This window comes from Mammaliicoccus sp. N-M50, from assembly GCF_022386995.1.
GTDB lineage: Bacteria > Bacillota > Bacilli > Staphylococcales > Staphylococcaceae > Mammaliicoccus > Mammaliicoccus sciuri_A.
On sequence record NZ_JAJNJA010000002.1, the window covers coordinates 423,362 to 447,440 of the forward strand.

Genomic DNA, 24,079 nt, shown 5'->3' on the forward strand with positions numbered 1-24,079 from the left:
TGATGAAATGATTTTTGAAACAACATATACTAACAACAACTATCCGATAATATTAAAGCAGAACGCACTAGCTGAACTTAATCAATATCTTAAAGCAGATGAACAAAATATTGTATTAATTGACCAAGATGTTTATAGATTTCATAAAGACTATATTAAGTCGCATCTTAAAGACCAAGATATTAAATTTTTAACAGTTATGAGTGGTGAAGCTTGTAAGCAAATGTCATATTTTGAATCGCTCAGCGAAAAGCTATTATCAATGAATATCACAAGACAATCTCAACTCATCGCTATCGGTGGCGGCGCAACTGGAGACTTTGTTGGTTTTCTAGCTGCAACTTTGTTACGTGGTATTGATTTTATACAAGTTCCTACAACACTTTTGGCACACGATTCAGCAATCGGTGGAAAAGTGGGCATTAATGCATCGGTCGGTAAAAATTTAATCGGTGCATTTCATAGACCACGCGCTGTTATATATGATATAAATTTCCTAGAAACATTGCCACATATTGAAATACGTAGTGGTTATGGCGAAATATTTAAACATGCCATATTAAATAGTGAAGCTGATACGCTTCATTTAATGGATGTTTATCCTTCTATAAAAGAATTAGCGCAATTGAAAAATATAGAAGATTATTTAAAAATGGGCATTGAAACTAAATTAAAAATTGTGATTGAAGATGAATTTGAAGGTGGCGTACGTAAACATTTAAATTTAGGACACACTTTTGGACACGGTCTAGAATACTTAACAAAAATTGCTCATGGTGAAGCTGTGATGGTCGGTATTCTTTTCCAGAAAGTGATAAATAAAAATAGAAATATGTACGATAACACATCAAGTGTGCATCTGTTCATTAATTATTTAAAAGAATTAGGCTACCCATTAAACGTCTTAAATCATGCTGATATTGAACAAATTTTTGAATATATGAAAAAAGACAAAAAGAATATTGGACAAACGATTCAAATGGTTTTACAAAATGGTGAAGCTTCATTTACAATTGAATCCGTTTCTAAAGAAGAAGTATTAGATGCATTTAAAGAACTTAAATCTCTAATAAATGAATAGAAGGAGTCCTTTAACATGGAAGATGTATATAAAGTAATTGACGATATTCACATGAAGAATATCGAACATTTAGATGAGAAAGTAAACAGAGTTCTACAATCTGACGACCACGACGCATTATTTATGTTAGGTGAAACATTGTATAAATACGGTATTGTCGATCAAGGCGTTAAAATATTCGAAGAACTTTATTTACTTTATCCTGATGAAAATGAATTGCTTGTTTATTATATAGAAGGGCTAATTGACCAAAACGACTTAGATAAAGCGCATGAAGTATTGTATAACAGCCCACATTCTACAGAGAAATTGATGCTTGAGGCTGATTTATACCAACAACAAGGCTTATTTGAAGTAGGTATAGAGAAATTACTTGAAGCAAAAGAAATGGAACCAGATGATATTGTGATTACATTCGCTTTAGCTGAAATGTACTATTACGATGGTCAATATTTAAAAGCGATTTCTAACTATGAAACAATCACGCAAACTGGTGAAGATATTATTAATGGTATTTCGATTTATGCACGAATGGCAGACGCAAGTTTACAAAGTGGTGCATACGAAGAAGCAATCAAATATTATGAAAATGTATCTGAAATGGATATGACAGCTGAAGATTATTTCAAACAAGCAATTAGTTACCAAAAAAATGACTTAACAAGAGAAGCAATTAAGCAACTTGAAAAGTTATTACAAAAAGACCCAGACTTTATGCAAGCTTACCATTACTTATTGCAAATTTATGAATCAGAAAAAGATTATGAAAAAGCAATTGAAATTGGTAAAGAAGGGCTTCGCTTAAACGCATATTATAAAGAACTTATGACAGATACTGCTAGACTGATGTTAACAACAAATGATGAGCATGGTGCAATTCTGTTACAAGATGCTTTAACAGTTGACCCTTCATATACAGAAGCTGCCATTATACTTGCTGATTATTATCGCGAAAAAGATAATATAACAGGTCTTATTAATTTATTAACGTATGTTGATCATGAAGATATAGACCCTGTAGTAGCTTGGCACGTTGCATATGCATTCGGTGAAGAAGAAAGAGATAAAGAAGCTCAACACTTCTATGAATTAGCATATCCAGATTTAACACAAAATATTGATTTCTTAAATGACTATTACCATTACTTAATTGAAATCGGTCATGTCGATAACGCTAAAAATATATTAGAATCTGTTCGCAAACTTGATCCTGAAAATCCATATTGGGACCAAGAATACGAAAGATTATTATAAGTAGGGTTAATTATGAATCATACATGGTTAAACTATGAAAAACAGCGATTTATTGAATATATTCTATATCAATACGATTTTAAAATTGCTGAAAGTGTATGGATATTAAATTTATTAAAAAGTAGCCCTAAATATTTATCTAACATTTCATTCGTCAATGAATTTTCAGATGAACGCATACTGTCCATTAGTACCGAGCAATCTAAACAACTGCCTTTACTTTATTGTAAAGATCGATTCTGTATAGAAGATGGTCGACAAATCTTCCACGATATACGTCTAGATAATACACATTTAAATGTACTTTTATATTTGAACAAAAATGATGATCGACTGAATAAGTTGCTGTTGTTACAAATGCTTGTTGATTATTATGGAGATGACAAAGATATTCGTGCTTTAAATAATAACAATACACACGGTCTAGGACATTGGCGTAAACTCATCACTAATGAAATAGATAAATCTTTAGATAATAATGATCAAGACATGTTTATAGAAATGTCTAAAATATTACAATTCATTAATGAGTTGGAGGAACATCGATAATGTTATTTAATCATGTTGACTTAAAAGAATTAAAAAACAACTTAGAATATATCGATACAGCCATCATTCCTGTATCAAATATTGATATGAATCATCAATTATTAACATCATGCGACCAAAATGAAACAGTTCAACTTGTTGGCATGTTAGCAGAAAAACAATTTAAAGGTAGATTACTACTTACACCAACATTTTTTACAAGTGGTAATCAATACGATCACGTCATATCTTTTATACAAAGTTTAAAAGAGTATGGCTTGAACAATATAATTATTTTAAGCAGTGATCAAGTAGAACTTAGTGTCGATCACGAATTGTATAAAGTAAACACGATTCCAATGGGCGACTTAGACGATGATATGAAACGCACACTCATCGAAGACGAAGTCAAACAATTTATGAAGTTTATCATTAGAACATGGAATAAATAGTAGGTAGATGCACTTTATCTTATAGTGTATTATCCCTATAGAGTAAGTATTTAAAAACTAAAACTCTATAGGGATATTTTTATGTATAAAGCTAGACTACCTGTCGAACTTAATCAAGGTATCTACAATAACTTTAAATAAATTTATTCAGAAGTAGGGGCTTAATAAATCATTTCACATCACGATACTTTAAAAAATTGAGTGATAAAGTATACTGTAAGAAAGGAAAATAAATCTTGTTTTCCATATCTGGAGGTAGACACTATGAATACTAGAAAAACATCTTTTGAAAAAAGAGTAGAAATAGCTAAATATTGTATTGAAAATAATAGAGCCTTTAATAAGACAGCTGAAAAGTACCAAGTTAGCTATTCACAAGTCTATAATTGGGTGAAAAAGTATGAAGAACATGGTGATATTGGTTTAGTAGATGGTAGAGGTAAAGGAAAACCAGTTGAAGCATTAACTATTGAAGAAGAACTCAAATTAAAAATAAAAGCACTTGAACAAAAAAATAAAATTCTTCAAATGGAGAATGAGGTATTAAAAAAGCAGGAAGAAATAGAGAGGCAGTTGATGAATCGAAAGTCCGACAAATAGTAGCATATCAGACAATTGAATCATTAATAGATAAATATCCGACGAATCAAATGTGTACCATTCTTGAAATATCAAGGGCAAGTTATTATAAATGGAAAAACAGAGAAGAATCAGAATCCGAGAGATTCAATAATGAATTAAAAGATTTGATATTCAAAATTTATCATGAACACGATGGGAAATATGGATCTAGAAGAATGCATAAGTATTTGAGGGAACATACTAAATTCCAGGTTAATCATAAACGTGTCTATAGAATAATGAAAAAATATGGATTAATTGCCTCAAACAATTTATGAAGTTTATCATTAGAACATGGAATAAATAGTAGGTAGATGAATATTATCTCAGAGTCTTCGTGCGATACGCCCTGATTTTGTACCTTAGCGCACGATATCTCGGAGTCTTCGTGCGATACACCTTGATTTTGTACCTTAGCGCACGATATCTCGGAGTCTTCGTGCGATACGCCCTGATTTTGTACCTTAGCGCACGATATCTCAAAGTCTTCGTGCGTTACACCCTGATTTTATACCTTAGCGCACGATATCTCAAAGTCTTCGTGCGATAATAACCAACTTCTAGATAACTTCACATCATAACAACCGCAGCCAATCTTATTGGGTTAAGATTTGTTGCGGTTTTTTTATTTCCAAAATACAATTGTCCTTTCTATGTGGAAAATAGGGTTATTTTCACAGTTTTTTATCAATATTTTCGCCTTTATAATAAAGCCTTTTCATTTTTTTTAAAATTCCTAGATAAAAGGTTAATAAATAAACATTTAAATTGTGACAAAGCGTTGACCGTCTTGAAATAATAGGCTAAAATTAAGTTGTCCTAGTTATAAAAGAACGATTAATAGAGGGGGGAATCTAAATGAGCCAACGTGTCACACGACGCCAATTTTTAAACTATTCATTGATGGGTGTTGGGTCATTTATGGCTGCTGGTATGATTTTACCTATGGGTAGATTTGCGCTTGATCCTGTATTCAAAGCTGATGCACAAGGCGATATGATTGCTACAGGCGTAAAGGAGTCAGAACTTGGTAAAGAGCCTATTAAAGTGGACTTTAAATTCGAGCAAGAAGATGCTTGGTACACAAGTGAAGTTACAGAATTTGCTTGGGTGTACAAAGATGGAAATGAAATCGTAGCATTATCACCGGTCTGTAAACATTTAGGATGTACAGTACAGTGGAATGGCGATAAATCAAATCCTAATCAATTCTATTGTCCATGTCATAACGGTCGTTATGAAAAGAACGGTAAGAATATTCCAGGTACGCCGCCATTAGCACCACTTGATCAATACGAAGTAAAAGTTAAAGGTGGCATTATTCAAATCGGTAAAAAGCACGAGAACGAATTAGCTAAATAAGGAGGGATTAACAATGATAGATAAAATCTATGATTGGGTCGATGACAGACTTGATATTACACCAATTTGGCGAGATATTGCTGATCATGAGGTGCCAGAGCATGTTAACCCTGCTTATCACTTTTCAGCTTTCGTTTATTGTTTTGGTGGTCTAACGTTTTTCATTACAGTAATACAAGTTTTATCAGGTATGTTTTTAACGATGTACTATGTTCCAGATATCGTTAATGCATGGAAATCAGTTTACTATCTACAACACGATGTAGCTGCTGGTGTTATCGTACGTGGTATGCACCATTGGGGAGCAAGTTTAGTAGTAGTAATGATGTTTTTACATACACTTCGTGTATTCTTTACAGGATCTTATAAACAACCTAGAGAATTAAACTGGGTTGTCGGTGTATTAATATTCTTCGTAATGCTTGGATTAAGTTTTACTGGTTATTTATTACCATGGGATATGAAAGCACTATTCGCAACAAAAGTAGGTTTACAAATTGCAGAATCTGTTCCTATCATTGGGCCGTGGGTTAAGACATTACTAGCAGGGGATGCAGAGATAGTTGGTGCACAAACTCTAACTCGTTTCTTTGCGATACATGTATTCTTCCTACCAGCTGCACTATTCGCGTTATTAGCAGCACACTTTATAATGATCAGAAAACAAGGTATTTCAGGTCCACTATAAAATTAACGTGAATAAATGAAAAAGGAGGTCATGCGACATGCATCGCGGTAAAGGGATGAAGTTTGTTGGTGATTCAAGAATAAAGTCATACGACAAACCGAAATTAAATCGAGATTATTCAGAATTTCCAGGTCGTACAGAAAGTTTCTGGCCTGACTTTCTACTAAAAGAATGGATGACTGGTGCGGTATTCTTAATCGCGTACTTATGTTTAACAGTCGCTCATCCATCGCCACTTGAACGTGTGGCAGATCCATCTGATACTGGTTATACACCATTACCAGACTGGTATTTCTTATTCTTATATCAAATACTTAAATATTCATTCGCATCTGGTCCTTATAACACATTCGGAGCAATTATCTTACCAGGTATCGCATTCGGTGCTTTATTATTAGCACCTTGGTTAGATAGAGGCCCTGAACGTAAATGGACAAAGAGACCATTTGCTTCTGGATTTATGCTAATCGCAATTGCAATCTTATTCTATACAACATGGGAATCAAGTTATTACCATGATTGGAAGCAACAAGCTAAACAAGGTGAAATCGTCTTCTCTAACTTAGACAAGTCAGACCCAGTTTATACTGACATCATCAAGTCAAACTGTACAAGTTGTCACGGTGGTGAGTTAACGGGTGGACAAGGTCCAAACTTAGTTGAATCTAAATTACCTAAAGAGGGCGTTAAAGGATTCGTAGAAAATGGTGCAGGTAAAATGCCTAGCTTCAAAGACACACTTTCTAAAGATGAAATTGACAAAGTTGCTAAATACGTTGCAGATTTACATGAAACAGATGCAAACGGTAAAGAATTGAAAAAATAATTAAATTTGAGCCTGGGGCATATGCGTGCCCTGGGCTCTTTTCAAAGGAGTAATAAAATGGAATTTTGGAGATATGTAATGGGGCAGAAATCTATTCTCATTACGCTATTTATCGCAAATCTTCTCGGCACCATTTATGGATACATATGGTATGGCAGTCAATTACTTGATAGCAAATGGTATTTTTGGCCATTTATACCTGACAGTCCAACAGCAACATTATTCTTAGTGATTGCCATAGCAGCAATCTATTTCAATAAACATTTAGGATTGTTTGAATGTTTAGCATTTATTACATTAATTAAATATGGTGTATGGGCGGTTGTTATGAATATATTTGTAATGATTCATTACGATCAACTTGTTCCAATGGCAATTATGCTGATGACTTCACATGGCATTATGGCTATTCAAGCATTGATGTTCTATCCTTTATTCAATATTAAAAAGTGGCATATTGTTGTAACAATGATTTGGGTATTTCACAATGATGTTATTGATTATGTGTATCATCAATATCCCGTATATAGTATGTTAAGTCAGTATGAGTCACATATAGGATACTTTGCTTTTTGGCTAAGTGTTATCGCTTTTCTGTTATTACTATATTTCCAAAAAAACATCAAATTACGTTCAAAATATTTGACGTAAGAGTCGTCACTCCGTAATATAATAAATAACAGGGATAAAAAGGAGGAAGTTATTTGTTTTCATATATCATATATTTTATTATCATTATGATTGTCCCTATGTACTTCCAATTTAGAGTAAAATCAACATACAATAAATACTCAAGAGTACGTTCAACAAGTGGGAAGACGGGTAAACAAGTTGCAGAAGAAATTTTAGCTGCAAATGGAATTCATGATGTAGAAGTGTTACAAGGTGAAGGATTCTTATCAGATCATTTTGATCCAACTAAGAAACGTGTTGTATTATCACCGGCAAACTATCAACAACCAAGTGTTGCGGGTACAGCAATTGCAGCACATGAAGTAGGACATGCTATTCAACATGCTCAAGGATATGGATTCCTTAAATTTAGATCAGCGCTTTTACCGCTTGCTAATTTAGGAAGTTCGTTATCATACATTATCATTTTAGCTGGTATCGTATTAACAGCAATGAGTAGTACATTCGGTACAACATTATTATGGGTTGGTATCGTATTTATGTCATTCGCTGTATTATTCTCAATCATTACATTACCAGTTGAATTCGATGCAAGTAAACGGGCAATGCGACAAATTGAAAAATTAAATATCGTTAACCAACAAGAATATAGACATGCTAAAAAAGTATTATCTGCAGCTGCTATGACATACGTTGCAGCAACAGCTGTAGCCGTAGCTGAATTAGCAAGATTTATTCTAATGGCACGTAATAATTAATGAAATCATTTTAATACCAATAAAGTCTTTTGACTTTGTTGGTATTTTTTATTTTATAAATATTTATGAGGTTTGTAGATATAAGCTTATTACGTTGTCATTATGCATGATTATCATATATAATTTTATTATGTGAGTTCTTTTATATAGAGATATAAAAGATATGTAGGGAGGAAATTTTATGGACATGAAAGAGATGCAACATGAAGTTGATCAATATATTTCTCAGTTTAAAGCAGGTTATTTTTCGCCTTTAGCAAATTTAGCGAGATTAACAGAAGAAGTTGGAGAACTAGCTAGAGAAATTAATCATAGTCATGGTGAAAAGAAAAAGAAACCAACTGAAGAAGACAATACTATTGAAGCTGAATTGGGCGATAATTTATTCGTCTTAATTTGTTTAGCAAATTCTTTAGACATAGATTTAAATAAAAGTTTCCAAGATACAATGAATAAATTCAATGTAAGAGATAAAGATAGATTCGAACGTAAATAAGTCATAATGGAGGATTAATATGAAAATCGGTATAACTTGTTATCCATCAATGGGGGGCTCAGGTATTGTTGCAACTGAGCTTGGTTTGGAAATGGCGAAAAGAGGTCATGAAATTCACTTTATTACTTCTAATATGCCTTTTAGAATGAGAGAGCCTGTTCCAAACGTAACTTTTCATCAAGTTGACGTAAATCAATATTCTGTATTCCAATATCCACCATATGATATTACATTAAGTGCTAAAATTGCAGATGTCATTAACGATTACGACTTGGATATATTACATATGCACTATGCAGTACCACATGCAATTTGTGGTATTTTAGCGCGTCAAATATCCGGAAAAGATGTCAAAATTATGACGACTTTGCATGGAACAGATATTACAGTATTAGGTTATGATACGTCATTACAAAGTGCCATTCGGTTTGGAATTGAAAAGAGTGACGTTGTAACTAGTGTCAGTGATAGTCTTAAACAAGAAACATATGACATTATAGAACCTGATAAAGAAATCAAAACAATATACAATTTTGTACAAGAAGAAAGTTTCCCACAAATTTATAATACAGATTTAAGAAGCCGTTATGGCATAGAAGAAGATGAAAAAGTCATCACGTTTGTATCAAATTTTAGAAAAGTCAAGCGCGTGCCTGATGTCGTCGATACATTCTACAAAATTAATAAACAAATTAAATCTAAATTATTACTCATTGGTGATGGTCCAGAATTACAAGTGGCCAGAGAACAAATTAAACAACTTAATATAGAAGACCAAGTTCTATTTTTAGGTAAACAAGATGAAGTGAATATCTTCTATCAAATGTCTGATTTAACGTTGTTACTAAGTGAAAAAGAAAGCTTTGGACTTGTATTACTTGAAGCTATGCTTACAGGTGTCGTGCCGATTGGTACAAATGCAGGTGGCATAAAAGAAGTCATCAAAAACGGTGAAACGGGTTATACGGTTGATGTCGGTGATACAGTTAAAGCGAGTGAATATGCGGTTAAATTACTAACAGATTCAGAACTTTATCGCAAAATGCAAAACGCTATGATTCAAGATGTACATGAAAGATTCTCATCTAAAGTGATTGCTGATCAGTACGAATCTTGCTACAACGATATGTTAGGAGAATAATATGCGTGAATATCAAGTATTTGAAGATGCGAAATGGATAATTGAAACACTTGAACGTAATGGGCATCAAGCATATTTTGTAGGTGGTTCAGTAAGAGACTATTTAATGGGTAAAGAAATTTCAGACGTTGATATCACAACAAGTGCTTTACCTGATGAAGTTGAACAATTATTTGATAAGACTTTACCAATAGGCAAAGAGCACGGCACGATGATTGTAATGGGTGAAAATCAACAATTTGAAGTCACTACATTTAGAAAAGATGGGGATTATGTTGATCATAGAAGACCTACATCTGTTCAGTTTGTAACGGATTTATATGAAGATGTAGCAAGAAGAGATTTCACAATGAATGCTATCGCTATGGATAAGTCGTATCAACTCCATGATTATTTCAATGGGTTAAACGATATACAATCCAAAATTATCAAAGCTGTTGGAACACCAATTGATCGAATGGAAGAAGACGCATTACGTATTATGAGAGGTGTAAGATTCCAATCACAAACAGGCTTTGCACTTGATCATGATACTAAAGACGCCATGTATCAAACAGCACATTCTTTAAATGCCATCGCAATTGAAAGAATTGTTGTTGAACTAAAAAAAATGATTCAAGGTAAATATATTCATGATACAAAAACGACCGCTCATGAACTAGAAATATTTAAATATATTCCATTTTTCAAAGAAATCAACCAAGGAAGTATCTTCATGCCAGAACATGCCCATTTCAATTTATGGGTGGCTGCATTATGTTATTTAAACGAATTAGATTTAACAAGCTTGAACAGTTTGAAAATCAGTAATCAAGAAAAGCGTGATATCTCATCATACGTTCAATTATTGATATCACTTTCTGATAATAAAATTTCAAAGCAAGATATGATTCATCTCGTATATACGTATCATCGTGATAAAATGAAAGAAATCATTCACTTTATTTCTGAGCATAATGCACAACTGAATATCTCTATCCATCCTACAATTATGAATGACCGTGTAATTGATGAAATATATGATAAACTACCTATATATGATAAATCAGAATTACAAATTAACGGTCAAATATTGATGTCTACATTTAATAAAAAAGGTGGACCATGGATCAAAGATATTTTAAATAAAGTTGAACAAGCTGTCATTAACCATAAAGTGGATAATACAGAAAATGATTTAATAGAATGGGTGCGAGAGAATGTCAAAATATAAACGTGAAATTATTAAATATTTATATCAAAATAATGAATATTTGTCAGGACAACATATTGCTGAAACGTTAAATTGTTCACGTGTAACAGTTAAAAAAGTCATCGATCAATTGAGAAAAGAAGGCTTTGAAATTGAGTCTATTTCTAATAAGGGATATAAAATCTTAGAAATCCCTACAACTTGGCAAGAAGACATTGTGAATATTACACTTCAAGATCAAAGAATATTGAATCACGCAATTGTTCAAACACAAGTAGATTCAACACAATTGTTAGCTAAATCTCGTGTTAATGACATTGAACATGACTTTATTGTTTTGAGTGATGAACAAACAAATGGGAGAGGGCGTTTCCAAAGAGAATGGTCATCTCTAAAAAGTAAAGGGCTTTGGATGTCAGTTGTATTACGTCCAGATATTCCAATTCAAAGAATGTCGACATTTAATCTATTTATAAGCCTTGCCATTCAAGAAGTGATTGAACAGCATTATGGCATTCAAAGTAAAATTAAATGGCCAAATGATATTTATATAGGCGATAAAAAAGTTTGTGGCTTTTTAACAGAAATGATTGCAGATACTGATGGCGTTAATGCGATTATTTGTGGTATTGGTATAAATTTAAACCAAACACAAGAAGATTTCGATCAAGCTGGTCAATATCGTGCGACAAGTTTAAAAATAGAAAATGAACAATCTATAGAACCTTATCGATTTTTGAAATTATTAATAGAAGCTATTGAACTGAGATATGATCAATTTTTAGAATTACCATTCAGTGACATTAAAGATTTATATAAAAGTAAAAGTATGATTTGGGACAAAAAATTAACTTATACAGAAGGTAAAAAGCAAGTATTTGGTCGAGCAATTGATATACAAGATAATGGGTTCTTAACCGTGATATCTGATGATGGTCAATTACACCAATTTATGAGTGCAGATATCGAAATATAGGAGAGATAATATGGCGCAAAGATACGCTGTTGTAGATTTAGAAACAACCGGAAACCAAATTCAATATGATGAAATCATTCAAATTGGGATAACATTTATAGAAAATAACCAAATTACCGATACATATCATTCATATGTCAAAACGGATTTGGAAATTCCATCTTTCATTCAAGCATTAACCAATATTAATGAATTAGACTTAGAAGAAGCTCCATACTTCGAAGAGATCAGTCAATCATTGTTTAACTTGTTGAAAGATTGTGTATTTGTCGCGCATAATGTTCTATTTGATTTAAACTTTCTCAAATCCCATTTCGAAAAGCATCAAATACAATTTGAACCTAAATTAACAATTGATACGATGGAATTGTTTAAAATCGCATTTCCAAACGAAGAAAGTTATCAGTTAAGTGAATTGAGTCAATCGTTACAAGTTGATTTAAACCAAGCGCATAGTGCTTATGAAGATGCTAAAGCAACTGCACTATTATTTATCAAAGCCATTCAGAAAATAAATGGTCTTCCGATTGATACCATTAAACAACTTTATTATTTATCTAAATCTTTAAAACATGATTTAAAAGACGTTCTATTTGAAATTGTAAGAACACATCAAGGTGCCGAAACGCATAATCGCAATATTAAAAAGTACCAGAACATCCATTATTTAAAACAAATGCCTATACGTCATTCAAGTGACCGTACATCAATTACACTAGATGAAGCTTATGATAGAATACTTAAAACCTTTAACTTCGATTATCGTAAAGAACAATATCAACTCGTTCAACAATTATTTGATTCTTTAATGCATAACGAGAATGCTTTAATTGAAGCTCCGCTTGGTAGTGGGAAATCGATGAGCTTTGTGCTCGCTGCATTATTGTATTATTTAGAAACTGGTGAACATATTCTCGTTTCAACACATACGAAGTTACTTCAAAATCAACTGCTGGAACAAGAATTTAATAAAGTCTTAAATGCATTAGATTTAGATTTAAAAGCGATGATTATTAAAAGTAAAGATCATTATATTTCGCTTGGTTTAATCTTAAATATATTACAAGATGATACAGACAACTATGAAGCGACTATTTTAAAAATGCAGTTGCTTGTATGGATTCTTGAAACGGAAACAGGTGACATTGAAGAACTCCATCTTAAAGGTGGTCAAAAAGTCTTCTTTGAACAAAAACGCACGACTTATGTACCGTTTAAAAATGATATACATTACTATCAATTTATTAAAGAGAGTGCGCAACATGTAGAGATTGGTATAACAAATCACGCTCACTTGTTACAACATAGTACAGAAGACACGGTATATCAATTGTTCAAACATATCATTGTTGATGAAGCACATCGTATTCAAGATTACGCACTTAATCAAGTGACAGATGATTTAAGTTACCAACATATTAAATATCATCTCGGTTTATTAGGTAAAAATGAGCAAGAAAAATTATTTAAGCGATTAGATAAATTAGAAAACAGAAGAGTCATTGAGCAATATCCAATCGAACCAATTGATATATATCAACTGAAACGTGATATTGATTTACTTCACGAACAAAACGAACAATTATTTGATGATTTAATGGCTCAAATTTCAGATAAGCATCAAGAATCTCATGAAGATGACAAACAAATTCATTACTTCTATGATATTGATGTCGCGAATATATCTGAAATATTTAAACGACAAATTAGTACAATCAATCAAATATTATCTAGATTTAAATCATACTCACACGCACATGTTAAAGCGTTCAAGAAAGAGTTAATTTATATTTATCATCAATATACTAAAATTTATAACATGATTAAGTCTGGTCAAGTGCCATTCGTTTCCATTAAGAAAATTTCTCAGAAATCTACACTTTCACTTTTTGTTAAAAAAGCAGAAGTAAAAGATTTACTGAATGAAGTGTTTATAGAGCAATTCAATAGCAATATTTTCATTTCAGGGACATTAACCGTTAATCATTCATTTACATCATTTAAATCTATGTTTCCTGAAGACATTCAATTTAACACTTATTATTTAAATGATATTTACGACTTGAAAAATCAAGCAACATGTTTTGTACCGCAAAATATGCCGACTTATCAATATCATCAACAAGATGACTATATAGAAACGATTGTTAGTTATTTATCAACATTTGTGAGTGAAACAAATCAAAAATGTTTAGTACTGTTTACGAATTATGCGATGTTATATCAAGCATACCGATACATGGAAGAACTTGAAATCTTTGATGATTATGTCGTATTAATGCAGCAACAACATTCACACGTATACAAACTCGTACAACAGTTTAACCAATTTGATAAAACGATTTTACTTGGTACTTTATCATTCTTTGAAGGATTTGATTATCAATCTTCAGGTATTAAATGTGTCATGATGACGAAGTTACCGTTTATACATCAAGATGATCCACGATACCATTTAATGAAAGATGAATTTGACAATCCATTTAAAGACTTTGTCTTACCAGACGCTGTAACTAAATTCAGACAAGGCATTGGTCGATTAATTCGAAACAAACATGACCAAGGTTTATTAATTTGTTTTGATAGAAGAATATTAGACAGTAATTACAGTAAATACTTTATTAATGCATTAGGTGAAATACCTGTTATCGAAGGCGATTTAAATAAATTCCAAGATAAACTAAGAAAATATCCAAACAGATAGCAGTTGTATGCATAATTTGATAAAATAACTATAGGTAATTTATTTGAATAGGAGAAATAATAATGAATATTACGATTAAACAAGCTAAAGATTATGTCAATCAAGAAGTGACAATCGGTGCTTGGATTGCAAACAAGCGATCAAGTGGAAAAATAGCATTTTTACAATTAAGAGATGGAACAGGATTTATGCAAGGTGTCGTTGTGAAAGCTGAAGTATCAGAAGACATCTTCCAATTAGCTAAATCATTAACACAAGAAACATCTGTTTATGTTACGGGTACAATTACAGAAGATGACCGTTCTAAATTTGGCTATGAAATGCAAGTAAGTGGTGTAGAAGTCATTTCAGAATCACATGATTATCCAATCACACCAAAAAATCATGGTACAGAATTCTTAATGGATCACAGACATTTATGGTTACGTTCTAAACGTCAACATGCCGTTATGAAAATTAGAAACGAAATTATTCGTGCAACATATGAATTCTTTAACGAAAGTGGATTCACTAAAATTGATCCACCAATTTTAACAGGTAGTGCACCTGAAGGTACAAGTGAATTGTTCCATACGAAATATTTCGATGAAGATGCATTCTTATCTCAAAGTGGTCAATTATACTTAGAAGCTGCAGCTATGGCGCATAATAGAGTATTTAGTTTCGGTCCAACGTTTAGAGCTGAAAAATCAAAAACAAGAAGACACTTAATTGAATTCTGGATGATCGAAGGCGAAATGGCATTTATGAAACATGACCAAAGCTTAGAAGTTCAAGAAAATTACGTACATCACATCGTTAAAGCTGTGTTGGCAAATTGTCAATTAGAATTAGAACTTCTTGAAAGAGATACTTCTAAGTTAGAACAAGTATCAACACCATTCCCAAGAATCACTTACGATGATGCCATTAAATTCTTACATCAAGAAGGATTCGATGATATTGAATGGGGCGACGATTTCGGTTCTCCTCATGAAACTGCAATTGCAAACCATTATGATAAACCAGTATTTATCATTAATTATCCAACAAAAATTAAACCATTCTATATGGAACCAAACCCTGAAAATCCAGACACTGTATTATGTGCAGATTTAATCGCACCAGAAGGTTACGGAGAAATCATTGGTGGTTCTGAAAGAATTAGTGATTTAGATTTAATTAATCAAAGAATTAATGAACATGGTTTAGATCCTGAAGCATATAGTTACTACACTGACTTAAGAAAATATGGAAGTGTACCACATAGTGGATTTGGCTTAGGACTTGAAAGAACAGTAGCATGGTTAAGTGGCGTAGAACACGTTAGAGAAACTGCACCATTCCCACGTTTATTAAATCGATTATATCCATAATAATATGCGAGTCTGGGAGCTGAATAGTGATCCCAGACTCTATATTTTTATAAAGAAGTAGGTGAAAAAATGTATACAAGTGATATGTTAAAAGAAAAGCCAGTCGTTGTTCAAAGAGCTTTGTTTGATCATTATGCCAATTTAGGATTAAATGAAAAACAATTCGTTATCCTTATTAAATTGCTGGATCAAGAGAATGATCGAAACTTACAGCCTCCATTAGAAGATATCCAACGTGGCACGACATTATCTATACAAGAAGTAAGTCATATCATCAATCAACTTTCTCAATTAAAAATTATAGACATTAAAATTGAAAAAGATGATCAACATAAATATAATGAATTCATATCATTTGATCCTATGTATGAACAACTCGCATTAATTAAAAATGAAGCAATGCAACAAGGTACAGTAGAAGATCAAAACTTACAATTCAAGAAATTATTCCAAGAATTCGAATCCACTTTCGGTCGACCATTAACACCATTAGAAGTACAAACATTAAACCATTGGATTGATACTGATAAACATTCAAACGAACTCATTATGAGCGCGCTTAACGAAGCACACAGTTTAGACAAACTCAGCATCAAATATATCGACCGCATTTTATTAAACTGGAAGAAGAAGAACATCACGACTGTGAAATCTTCCAAAGAAGAAAGTGAAAAGTTTAATCAAACTAAAAAAGTAAAACAAAATGTTAATTTAATCCCGACTTTTGATTGGGTAAATGGGGAGAATCCTTATGATAAGTAAAAAGAAAGCATTAGAAATGATGGATGTTATTGACGAAATGTTTCCAGATGCTGAATGTGAACTCGTTCATGATAATCCATTTGAACTAACAATCGCAGTATTACTTTCTGCACAGTGTACAGACGTACTTGTCAACAAAGTGACGAAATCGCTTTTTGAAAAGTATAAAACTCCTGAAGATTATTTAAATGTAAGTTTAGAAGAACTTCAAAATGACATTCGCTCAATCGGTTTATACCGTAATAAAGCTAAAAATATTCAAAAACTTTGTCAATCGCTGTTAGATAATTTTAACGGTGTCGTACCAAGTACACATCAAGAATTAGAATCACTAGCTGGTGTAGGGCGTAAAACAGCGAATGTTGTAATGAGTGTAGCATTTGGGGAACCATCTTTAGCAGTAGACACACATGTAGAGCGCGTATCTAAACGTCTTGCAATATGTAGAATTAAAGACAATGTGCGCCAAGTTGAAGATCGTTTATGTAGCATCATTCCAAGAGAAAGATGGACAAAAAGTCACCATCAGCTTATATTCTTTGGGCGCTATCACTGTGTAGCACGTAAACCGAAATGCGAAGTATGTCCATTATTTGCAGATTGTAGAGAAGGGCAAAAACGATTAAAAGCTGGGTTAGTAAAGGTTGAGGGCGCATGATACAAAAAAATGATTTCATAGAACTTGAACTACAAATAGAGCCACTTGTTAAAAATAAAAAACTTAAATCAAGTGAAGCGCGCCAATTATTAGATCAATATTATAGTTTGATCATTGCTTATATAGAACAAATCAATCAAATAGAAACGTTTGATATATCGCATATCGAAGAATATCCAGTTATACCAATGAATTTCGAAGAACGCTACCACTATATAAACGAGAGAATATATCATTTTATGGGATATAGACAAATGGTAACACTGAAAGAAGAATTAATTAGAATGAATGCGAGATATCAGATTCAACTTAAAAGAGCCGCACAATGTGAAAGCGGAGAATAGAAATATTGGCCGTATCGCACGATATCTTTAAGTCTTCGTGCGATACGGCCTGTTTTTGTACCTTTGCGCACGATATCTTTGAGTCTTCGTGCGATACACCCTGTTTTTATACCTTTGCGCACGATATCTTCGAGTCTTAGTGCGCTATACTTAACACTATTATATAAATCAAAAAAGCATCACATCCTTTGCGGGATGTGATGCTTTTTCTATATCTTAGTCATCTTTCTCTTCTTTGGCAGCTTGTTTTGCTGCATCTGAGGTTGAACTACTATTGTCAGAGTCTGAATCTGATTCTTCTGTTGTTGGTGTTTCTGTCGTTTGTTCTTCAGTTGTTACGTTTTGATTTGTAGATGACTGTTGTTGTGTATTGTTTTGTTGCGTTCTAGATGTATTTGAATTTGTCTGTGGTTCGTTTGTTGTTACATTATTATTATTGTTTGAGAAGTTATAATTATTTTGCTGATTACGACTATTACCAGAGCTAGGTGCTGAGCTTGATGTTGTATTATTGTCTTCGTTACCTGCAACACTTAAGCTTTTACCGCTTCCTGTTACTGAATCAGGTCTTTCGAAGTCTGCACCGTCATAATTAGAGATTTCTGACATAACTTCATTGAATAATATTTGTGGTTTAATTTGTTCATCATGTCCTAAGAATGAGTTCTCACCGTATTCTTTAACTTTGTTGAAGCCCATCCATACTGACATAGTGTATTGTGGTGTATAACCTGTAATCCAAACGTCTTTCGCTGCATTTTCAGGTAATTGATATTCACTATATACTTCATCACCATAAGTACCAGTACCCGTTTTAGCTGCTACGTTCACACCGTTAATGCCATATCCATAAGCTGAACCGTATGCTTGGAATGTTCCTTTCAGCATTTCAGTTAACATGTATGCTGTGTAGTCTTCCATTGCTTTATGGCTTTCGCTTGAGAATTTGATTGTTTCATCATCTTGAGTGACAACTTTTCTAATTGATTTTGCTTCGTTATATGTTCCGCCATTACCCATAGTCGCAAATGCTGATGCTAATTGAGTAGGGGAGAATTCTGATTGTGAACCACCAAGTACTTCTGAAGGTCCAATTTCATCTTTATAATTTAAATTCACTTTAGAAGCAAAGTCTTTAACTGCTTTTTCGCCAGCGTTTTGGTTTGTTTCTTGCCAAGATTTCAATGCTGGAATGTTATATGATCTCGCTAATGCATCAGCCATTGTAACTGAACCGTGACCTTGACCATCATAGTTCTTGAAAATACTACCATTGATATTATATTGACTTTCATCCTGGAACTTATGGTTTGTCGCATATTGCATATTCTCAATTGCTGGTCCATAAGCTAATATCGGTTTAAGTGATGAACCTGTAGGATGAACGTCTGTTGCTTGGTTTCTATCAACTACATCTTTGTAATCTTTACCACCACTGATACCGACTAATTTACCAGTCTTCGTATCTACTATAGATGAACCAGTAATTTGGTCTTTATTCTTGTAGAATGTACCGTTATCAACTGACTCTTGTAATGTTTTTTGAACATCTTTATCCATGTTTGTGTAGATTTTAAGACCGCTTGTCATAATATCATTTAATGATTGACCTTTGAACGCTTTGTTCTGAGTAATTTCTTGTTTAACGTAGTTAATATAAGAAGCGTACTCATTGTCTGGTGTATCAGTCATTGCGTCATTTCTTTCTTCAACTGTACGTTTAACTAAGTTCTTATCGATAGGTGTATCTTGTGCTTCTTTCATTTCTTTCTTAGTGATTCTACCGTGTCTTTCCATTAAATAAAGAACTGTGTCTTTACGTTTTTCAGCCGCTTCAGGATTATCATAAATGTTATATTGGTTTGGCACTTGTGGTAAACCTGCTAAGTAAGCTGTTTCAGCTAAGTTTAAATCTTTTAATTTCTTATTGAAGTAATATTTAGCTGCTGTTTGAGAACCGTAAATACCATCTGAGTAATAGATTTTGTTTAAGTACATTTCAAAGATTTCATCTTTAGAATATTCTTGTTCTAATCTATATGAAAGGTAAGCTTCTTGAGCTTTTCTTTCGATGGATTTCTTATCTGTTAAGAATGAACGTTTTACAACTTGTTGTGTTAATGTAGATGCACCTTGTGAACCAAAGCCACCTGTAAAGTTCTTCATAACTGCTCCAGATAAACGTTTGTAGTCTAATGCACCATGATCGTAGAAGCGATTATCTTCAGTTGCGAGTACAGCATCTTTCATCTGATCTGGAACATCGTCAAATTTAACATGTTCTCTCTTTTGTCCCATATAGAGGGTCGTGACAAGTTTATTATTTTTGTCATAAATTTTAGTTGGTAATTGGTCTTTAAGCGCACTTTCATTGAAAGCAGGAGCTTTCCAAGCATAATATGCAAATACGAGAACACCTATGATTACCATTGCTAAGAATGCTAGCACGAGAATACCGAACACCTTAATTATCGTCCTTTTGATATTCCTCTTCTTCTTAGGTTGTTCTTTACCATTTTTACTATTAGAAGCTTTTGATTGACTCATTTGAGCGCCTCACTTTCTGTTTTTATCAATTGATCAACTATTGTTATGTAGTTAATTCTTGGTTTAAATTGGATTGGTAATAAGTAACCATCAGTTTCAATCTCTTTAAGCGTGATGGACTTCTTGCCTCCAGATTTATATCTGTCCCAATATACCATAAACTTCCTAAAAGGCAATAAAAATACGCTATCATGATAGCTAAATTTTATCAACAAAAAACATATACCTTTTTGGTTTAATACTTGTTCCATATGTGATACTTGGTGATCGTGGATATTATTTAAAGGGAAACTTGTTTTATTTTTCGTTTCCTTAGCTTCAAAATCAATATAGTATCCATTATAAACACCGTTATAATCTGTTGTTGAAGGCTTTCTAAAATACGCTTCTTTAATGACAGCTTTTTGTCTTTTAGGGTAGTCAACATCAACGATTTGAATAGGTGTCGGTTTCTTATGAATAACTGCTATATTTTCTAATCTGAAGTATTCATTGGATTTATCAATTTCCTCCTCTAATCTCATACCCCGTTTACCATATTGTATTCTACTATATTTAGGATCATCTTGGATTGAGACTTTAGAAGTATTTTTTGTAACTTTTTTTCCGTTTGGATAATTCAAATTCATCACCTAGCTTCATATCATAAAACTCTAAATATTATACCTTATTTCATTATAAGTTACAAAAGTTTTTTATGATACATAAATATTCTAGAACTTTTCTAGTTATGTTATCATTTTATCGTGAGCACATTTAAAATACAAACTTCATTAATAGTAGGTGTAGCGATGATACAAGAACTTTTAAATAAATTAAATAACATGTTAGATATATTTCAATACGCGAAAGACAATCATGAATACGACTTTTATAAAGATGTCGTACCATTTGTAGAACAAGTCGATGTTCTGCTAGACAAACTTGCTGTTCATCAAGATGCCGTATTGAAATTACAATATATGAATGAACAGAAATTCCAACTCTTAATTAGTAACTATAAAGAGTTGTCTGTAGAATGCCATTATAAACGTACAAGTAAGAAACTCTTCTTTGAAAAGCATAAAGCCGTACAACATGATTTAAATTATATTTATACCCATATAGGTGATTTATCATGACGTCTGTATATTTTACGGGATACAAACCGTTTGAACTGAATATTTTTAAAAATGATCAACCAGAAGTGAAAGTCATCAAAGCATATCTTAAAGAAATCATTGAGCAAGAAATAGAAGAAGGTATGGAGTGGGTCATTATTTCAGGACAATTAGGATTTGAACTTTGGGTAGCAGAAGTAACAATTGAAATGAAAAATAAATTCCCTCAATTGAAACTTGCGATATTGACACCATTTTTAAATCACTATAATAAATGGAACGAAACAAACCAGCAAGCTTATCAAAATATTGTTGCACAAGCAGACTATGTTAATGCGATTCATCAAAGTGAGTATCAAGGTGGGTTCCAATTTCAACAAGCCAATGAATTTATACTCGATAATACCGATAAGACAATATTATTTTATGATGATGAACAAGAAGCATCACCTAAATACTTCAAAAGTAAGTTAGTTGATTTTGCTGAAAAGACAAACTATACTTATAATGTTATTACATTCATGGATTTACAAGACTTTATGGAATTTAATTATAATAATGACAACGAATCATATTAAATGAGGTGTAAAAATGGCTGATGTAGCATTAAAGCTATCTGCAAAAGATATTTATGAAAAAGAATTCGAAAGAGGTTTAAGAGGTTTCAAAACTGAAGAAGTAGATGCTTTTTTAGATGACATTATTTCAGACTATCAAAAAATGGCTGATTTAAATAATGAAGTCATCAAATTGACAGAAGAAAATTCTAAACTTAAAAAAGAAATCGAACAGTTAAGAATCCGTGTCGCGTCAGGCAGACCACAAGGCTCTCAACAATACAATTCTAATAATGTAGATATCTTGAAACGAATTTCTAATCTTGAAAAAGCAGTATTTGGCGAATAAATGATAGTTATTTAACGCTGTTTATGCTATAATTCTTTGTTGAGTGGTATTTCGGATAATCGCTACGTTAAGTAGAGGAAAGTCCATGCTCACACATTCTGAGATGAATGTAGTGTTCGTGCTTGGCGAAACAATAAGCCAGGGCAATTAATTGACGGCAATGAAATAACCTAAGTTAGTAATAATATGGTTAAAGTAGTTTGAAAGTGCCACAGTGACGTAGCTTTTACAGAAATGTAAAAGGTGGAACGCGGTAAACCCCTCGAGTGAGCAATCCAAAATTGGTAGGAGCACTTCTTTGACGGAAATGAACGGAATAAGAAGGTATGTAATCATACAGACAGATGATTATCACTGGCGTACGAGTGTAACTAGTACACGTTAGCAGTACTAAAGGACAAAACATGGCTTACAGATTTATCACTTACTAGTGTCGCTCTCCCAAGTAGGAGAGCTTTTTATTTGTAAATAATGATAATTTAAATATAAAGGAGTATATGCATGTATCAATTACTCGCTACTAGTCCAATGGGATTAGAATCAATTGTTGCTAAAGAAGTTCAAGAATTAGGATATGAAACAAAAGTAGAAAACGGTCGTGTACTTTTCGAAGGTGATGAAACAGCAATCGTTAAATCAAATTTATGGTTAAGAACTGCTGACAGAGTCAAAATCGTAGTAGGACGATTCCATGCAACAACTTTTGATGAATTATTCGAAAAGACGAAATCATTACCATGGGAAGATGTAATTGGCGCTCAAGGTATGTTCCCAGTTCAAGGTAAAAGTGTTAAATCTAAATTATTCAGCGTATCCGACTGTCAAGCAATCGTTAAAAAAGCGATAGTTGAGAGATTGAAACATGCGTATCAAATTAAAGGTTGGATTGACGAAACAGGTAGTAAATACCAAGTTGAAGTATCATTGCTGAAAGACGAAGCTTTATTAACAATCGACACTTCAGGTTCAGGACTTCATAAAAGAGGTTACCGTTTAGCACAAGGTGACGCACCAATGAAAGAAACATTAGCTGCAGCACTTGTTAGATTAACAAACTGGAGCGGTGAAACACCATTTATCGATCCATTCTGTGGTTCAGGTACACTTGCAATAGAAGCAGCACTCATCGCTCAAAATATTGCACCAGGATTTAACCGTGAGTTTGCGAGTGAAGATTGGGATATCATACCAGAAGGGTTGTATGATCAATTAAGACAAGAAGCAGATGAAGCGGCATTATATGATAAAGAAATTAATATCATAGCAAGTGATATCGATCCTAAAATGGTTGAAATTGCGAAAGACAACGCAACAGAAGTTGGGTTAGGGGACATCATTCAATTTAAAGTCCAAGATGTTCATAACCTAGAAGTACCAGATGGACCCGTTTCAATAATCGGGAACCCACCATATGGCGAACGTATCGGTGAACGAAGTGAAGTAGAAGCAATGTACAAACACTTAGGCGAAATCATGAAACAAAATGACCAAGCATCATTATATATGCTTACAAGCTATAAAGAATTTGAACCATTAGTAGGTAAAAAAGCCACAAAAAGAAGAAAACTCTTTAATGGCTATATTGAATGTACGTACTATCAATATTGGGGCAAACGAAATAAATAGTAGGAAAGTGGAAACCACCTGCAGAGCAGGTGGTTTTTTGGTTTGGAGAATAGTGGTGATGTATGGTTT

Annotated in this window: 26 protein-coding genes and 1 other RNA gene; 25 read left to right on the forward strand and 2 right to left on the reverse strand. The window is 32.8% G+C overall.

Annotated elements, in window-relative coordinates; translation table 11 throughout:
- Positions 1-7 precede the first annotated feature (7 nt).
- The 20 genes from aroB to LQ622_RS05545 all read left to right on the forward strand — a co-directional run bounded on the left by aroB (position 8) and on the right by LQ622_RS05545 (position 17,831).
- The gene (gene aroB, locus LQ622_RS05455; protein ID WP_481817264.1) at positions 8-1,081 is read left to right on the forward strand and encodes a 3-dehydroquinate synthase; all 1,074 of its coding nucleotides are present in this window, start codon (positions 8-10) and stop codon (positions 1,079-1,081) included.
- A 15-nt stretch (positions 1,082-1,096) separates the two neighbouring features.
- Positions 1,097-2,335 (forward strand): tetratricopeptide repeat protein, encoded by a 1,239-nt coding sequence (locus LQ622_RS05460; RefSeq protein ID WP_037588157.1) that lies wholly within the window; start codon positions 1,097-1,099, stop codon positions 2,333-2,335.
- A gap of 12 nt (positions 2,336-2,347) precedes the next feature.
- Positions 2,348-2,884, forward strand: coding sequence for a YpiB family protein (locus LQ622_RS05465; RefSeq protein ID WP_204258507.1), 537 nt, complete (start codon positions 2,348-2,350; stop codon positions 2,882-2,884).
- The gene (locus LQ622_RS05470; RefSeq protein ID WP_204258506.1) at positions 2,884-3,315 is read left to right on the forward strand and encodes a DUF2487 family protein; all 432 of its coding nucleotides are present in this window, start codon (positions 2,884-2,886) and stop codon (positions 3,313-3,315) included. Before LQ622_RS05465 ends, LQ622_RS05470 begins: the two co-directional genes overlap by 1 nt.
- A gap of 264 nt (positions 3,316-3,579) precedes the next feature.
- Positions 3,580-3,915: a helix-turn-helix domain-containing protein gene (locus LQ622_RS05475; RefSeq protein WP_239774740.1), complete on the forward strand. Its 336-nt coding sequence runs from the start codon at positions 3,580-3,582 to the stop codon at positions 3,913-3,915.
- A gap of 50 nt (positions 3,916-3,965) precedes the next feature.
- A complete protein-coding gene (locus LQ622_RS15210) occupies positions 3,966-4,214 on the forward strand; it encodes an IS3 family transposase (RefSeq protein ID WP_191835586.1) in 249 nt (82 codons plus the stop codon).
- 580 nt (positions 4,215-4,794) lie between these two features.
- Positions 4,795-5,298 carry a Rieske (2Fe-2S) protein gene (locus LQ622_RS05480; protein ID WP_107577812.1) on the forward strand — a complete coding sequence of 168 codons (504 nt, stop codon included), beginning with the start codon at positions 4,795-4,797 and terminating at the stop codon, positions 5,296-5,298.
- Between the two features lie 13 nt (positions 5,299-5,311).
- A complete protein-coding gene (gene qcrB / locus LQ622_RS05485) occupies positions 5,312-5,986 on the forward strand; it encodes a menaquinol-cytochrome c reductase cytochrome b subunit (RefSeq protein WP_016912349.1) in 675 nt (224 codons plus the stop codon).
- Positions 5,987-6,023: 37 nt separating this feature from the next.
- Positions 6,024-6,812: a menaquinol-cytochrome c reductase cytochrome b/c subunit gene (locus LQ622_RS05490; protein WP_037588151.1), complete on the forward strand. Its 789-nt coding sequence runs from the start codon at positions 6,024-6,026 to the stop codon at positions 6,810-6,812.
- A 57-nt stretch (positions 6,813-6,869) separates the two neighbouring features.
- Positions 6,870-7,463 carry a DUF1405 domain-containing protein gene (locus tag LQ622_RS05495; protein WP_037588149.1) on the forward strand — a complete coding sequence of 198 codons (594 nt, stop codon included), beginning with the start codon at positions 6,870-6,872 and terminating at the stop codon, positions 7,461-7,463.
- A 53-nt stretch (positions 7,464-7,516) separates the two neighbouring features.
- Positions 7,517-8,203 (forward strand): zinc metallopeptidase, encoded by a 687-nt coding sequence (locus LQ622_RS05500; protein WP_037588148.1) that lies wholly within the window; start codon positions 7,517-7,519, stop codon positions 8,201-8,203.
- 181 nt (positions 8,204-8,384) lie between these two features.
- On the forward strand, positions 8,385-8,699 hold the full coding sequence (locus LQ622_RS05505; RefSeq protein WP_025905482.1) for a nucleotide pyrophosphohydrolase: 315 nt from the start codon (positions 8,385-8,387) through the stop codon (positions 8,697-8,699).
- A gap of 19 nt (positions 8,700-8,718) precedes the next feature.
- Positions 8,719-9,840 (forward strand): N-acetyl-alpha-D-glucosaminyl L-malate synthase BshA, encoded by a 1,122-nt coding sequence (bshA, locus tag LQ622_RS05510; RefSeq protein WP_037588147.1) that lies wholly within the window; start codon positions 8,719-8,721, stop codon positions 9,838-9,840.
- A gap of 1 nt (position 9,841) precedes the next feature.
- A complete protein-coding gene (locus LQ622_RS05515; protein WP_239774741.1) occupies positions 9,842-11,053 on the forward strand; it encodes a CCA tRNA nucleotidyltransferase in 1,212 nt (403 codons plus the stop codon).
- Entirely contained in the window at positions 11,040-12,008 is a 969-nt protein-coding gene (locus LQ622_RS05520; RefSeq protein WP_037588144.1) for a biotin--[acetyl-CoA-carboxylase] ligase, read from the forward strand. Before LQ622_RS05515 ends, LQ622_RS05520 begins: the two co-directional genes overlap by 14 nt.
- A gap of 10 nt (positions 12,009-12,018) precedes the next feature.
- On the forward strand, positions 12,019-14,712 hold the full coding sequence (locus LQ622_RS05525) for a helicase C-terminal domain-containing protein (protein ID WP_037588143.1): 2,694 nt from the start codon (positions 12,019-12,021) through the stop codon (positions 14,710-14,712).
- Between the two features lie 62 nt (positions 14,713-14,774).
- Positions 14,775-16,067, forward strand: a complete 1,293-nt coding sequence (asnS, locus tag LQ622_RS05530; RefSeq protein ID WP_159315648.1) for an asparagine--tRNA ligase — start codon at positions 14,775-14,777, stop codon at positions 16,065-16,067.
- A 69-nt stretch (positions 16,068-16,136) separates the two neighbouring features.
- Positions 16,137-16,829 (forward strand): DnaD domain-containing protein, encoded by a 693-nt coding sequence (locus LQ622_RS05535; protein ID WP_204252640.1) that lies wholly within the window; start codon positions 16,137-16,139, stop codon positions 16,827-16,829.
- The gene (gene nth, locus LQ622_RS05540) at positions 16,819-17,487 is read left to right on the forward strand and encodes an endonuclease III (RefSeq protein ID WP_025905489.1); all 669 of its coding nucleotides are present in this window, start codon (positions 16,819-16,821) and stop codon (positions 17,485-17,487) included. Before LQ622_RS05535 ends, nth begins: the two co-directional genes overlap by 11 nt.
- Positions 17,484-17,831, forward strand: a complete 348-nt coding sequence (locus LQ622_RS05545; RefSeq protein ID WP_204252641.1) for a YpoC family protein — start codon at positions 17,484-17,486, stop codon at positions 17,829-17,831. The genes nth and LQ622_RS05545 overlap by 4 nt, the downstream gene beginning before the upstream one ends.
- A gap of 216 nt (positions 17,832-18,047) precedes the next feature.
- On the opposite strand, the gene LQ622_RS05550 is transcribed toward LQ622_RS05545, so the two are convergent.
- A complete protein-coding gene (locus LQ622_RS05550) occupies positions 18,048-20,378 on the reverse strand; it encodes a transglycosylase domain-containing protein (RefSeq protein ID WP_037588136.1) in 2,331 nt (776 codons plus the stop codon).
- The gene (recU, locus tag LQ622_RS05555) at positions 20,375-21,001 is read right to left on the reverse strand and encodes a Holliday junction resolvase RecU (RefSeq protein ID WP_239774745.1); all 627 of its coding nucleotides are present in this window, start codon (positions 20,999-21,001) and stop codon (positions 20,375-20,377) included. Before recU ends, LQ622_RS05550 begins: the two co-directional genes overlap by 4 nt.
- Before the next feature lie 168 nt (positions 21,002-21,169).
- Here recU and LQ622_RS05560 point away from each other — a divergent pair, with 168 nt between their 5' ends.
- From LQ622_RS05560 to LQ622_RS05580, 5 genes are all read left to right on the forward strand, one after another.
- Positions 21,170-21,499 (forward strand): DUF1798 family protein, encoded by a 330-nt coding sequence (locus tag LQ622_RS05560; RefSeq protein ID WP_239774742.1) that lies wholly within the window; start codon positions 21,170-21,172, stop codon positions 21,497-21,499.
- Positions 21,493-22,056 (forward strand): SLOG family protein, encoded by a 564-nt coding sequence (locus LQ622_RS05565; protein WP_037588131.1) that lies wholly within the window; start codon positions 21,493-21,495, stop codon positions 22,054-22,056. Before LQ622_RS05560 ends, LQ622_RS05565 begins: the two co-directional genes overlap by 7 nt.
- Before the next feature lie 13 nt (positions 22,057-22,069).
- Positions 22,070-22,384 carry a cell division regulator GpsB gene (gene gpsB / locus LQ622_RS05570; RefSeq protein WP_037588130.1) on the forward strand — a complete coding sequence of 105 codons (315 nt, stop codon included), beginning with the start codon at positions 22,070-22,072 and terminating at the stop codon, positions 22,382-22,384.
- A 47-nt stretch (positions 22,385-22,431) separates the two neighbouring features.
- Positions 22,432-22,801: RNase P RNA component class B (gene rnpB, locus LQ622_RS05575), an RNA gene on the forward strand.
- 84 nt (positions 22,802-22,885) lie between these two features.
- Positions 22,886-24,010 (forward strand): THUMP domain-containing class I SAM-dependent RNA methyltransferase, encoded by a 1,125-nt coding sequence (locus LQ622_RS05580; RefSeq protein ID WP_239774743.1) that lies wholly within the window; start codon positions 22,886-22,888, stop codon positions 24,008-24,010.
- Positions 24,011-24,079 lie beyond the last annotated feature (69 nt).

Bases quoted from the DNA above. Each gene is read 5' to 3' on its own strand.
- LQ622_RS05550 (WP_037588136.1), bottom strand. From the start codon at position 20,378: ATGAGTCAATCAAAAGCTTCTAATAGTAAAAATGGTAAAGAACAACCT.
- LQ622_RS05580 (WP_239774743.1), top strand. From the start codon at position 22,886: ATGTATCAATTACTCGCTACTAGTCCAATGGGATTAGAATCAATTGTT.
- LQ622_RS15210 (WP_191835586.1), top strand. From the start codon at position 3,966: ATGTGTACCATTCTTGAAATATCAAGGGCAAGTTATTATAAATGGAAA.
- aroB (WP_481817264.1), top strand. From the start codon at position 8: ATGATTTTTGAAACAACATATACTAACAACAACTATCCGATAATATTA.
- qcrB (WP_016912349.1), top strand. From the start codon at position 5,312: ATGATAGATAAAATCTATGATTGGGTCGATGACAGACTTGATATTACA.
- LQ622_RS05535 (WP_204252640.1), top strand. From the start codon at position 16,137: ATGTATACAAGTGATATGTTAAAAGAAAAGCCAGTCGTTGTTCAAAGA.
- gpsB (WP_037588130.1), top strand. From the start codon at position 22,070: ATGGCTGATGTAGCATTAAAGCTATCTGCAAAAGATATTTATGAAAAA.
- LQ622_RS05480 (WP_107577812.1), top strand. From the start codon at position 4,795: ATGAGCCAACGTGTCACACGACGCCAATTTTTAAACTATTCATTGATG.
- LQ622_RS05520 (WP_037588144.1), top strand. From the start codon at position 11,040: ATGTCAAAATATAAACGTGAAATTATTAAATATTTATATCAAAATAAT.
- LQ622_RS05505 (WP_025905482.1), top strand. From the start codon at position 8,385: ATGGACATGAAAGAGATGCAACATGAAGTTGATCAATATATTTCTCAG.
- LQ622_RS05460 (WP_037588157.1), top strand. From the start codon at position 1,097: ATGGAAGATGTATATAAAGTAATTGACGATATTCACATGAAGAATATC.
- bshA (WP_037588147.1), top strand. From the start codon at position 8,719: ATGAAAATCGGTATAACTTGTTATCCATCAATGGGGGGCTCAGGTATT.
- LQ622_RS05495 (WP_037588149.1), top strand. From the start codon at position 6,870: ATGGAATTTTGGAGATATGTAATGGGGCAGAAATCTATTCTCATTACG.
- LQ622_RS05525 (WP_037588143.1), top strand. From the start codon at position 12,019: ATGGCGCAAAGATACGCTGTTGTAGATTTAGAAACAACCGGAAACCAA.
- LQ622_RS05465 (WP_204258507.1), top strand. From the start codon at position 2,348: ATGAATCATACATGGTTAAACTATGAAAAACAGCGATTTATTGAATAT.
- LQ622_RS05545 (WP_204252641.1), top strand. From the start codon at position 17,484: ATGATACAAAAAAATGATTTCATAGAACTTGAACTACAAATAGAGCCA.
- LQ622_RS05475 (WP_239774740.1), top strand. From the start codon at position 3,580: ATGAATACTAGAAAAACATCTTTTGAAAAAAGAGTAGAAATAGCTAAA.
- LQ622_RS05490 (WP_037588151.1), top strand. From the start codon at position 6,024: ATGCATCGCGGTAAAGGGATGAAGTTTGTTGGTGATTCAAGAATAAAG.
- LQ622_RS05515 (WP_239774741.1), top strand. From the start codon at position 9,842: ATGCGTGAATATCAAGTATTTGAAGATGCGAAATGGATAATTGAAACA.
- LQ622_RS05470 (WP_204258506.1), top strand. From the start codon at position 2,884: ATGTTATTTAATCATGTTGACTTAAAAGAATTAAAAAACAACTTAGAA.
- LQ622_RS05560 (WP_239774742.1), top strand. From the start codon at position 21,170: ATGATACAAGAACTTTTAAATAAATTAAATAACATGTTAGATATATTT.
- nth (WP_025905489.1), top strand. From the start codon at position 16,819: ATGATAAGTAAAAAGAAAGCATTAGAAATGATGGATGTTATTGACGAA.
- asnS (WP_159315648.1), top strand. From the start codon at position 14,775: ATGAATATTACGATTAAACAAGCTAAAGATTATGTCAATCAAGAAGTG.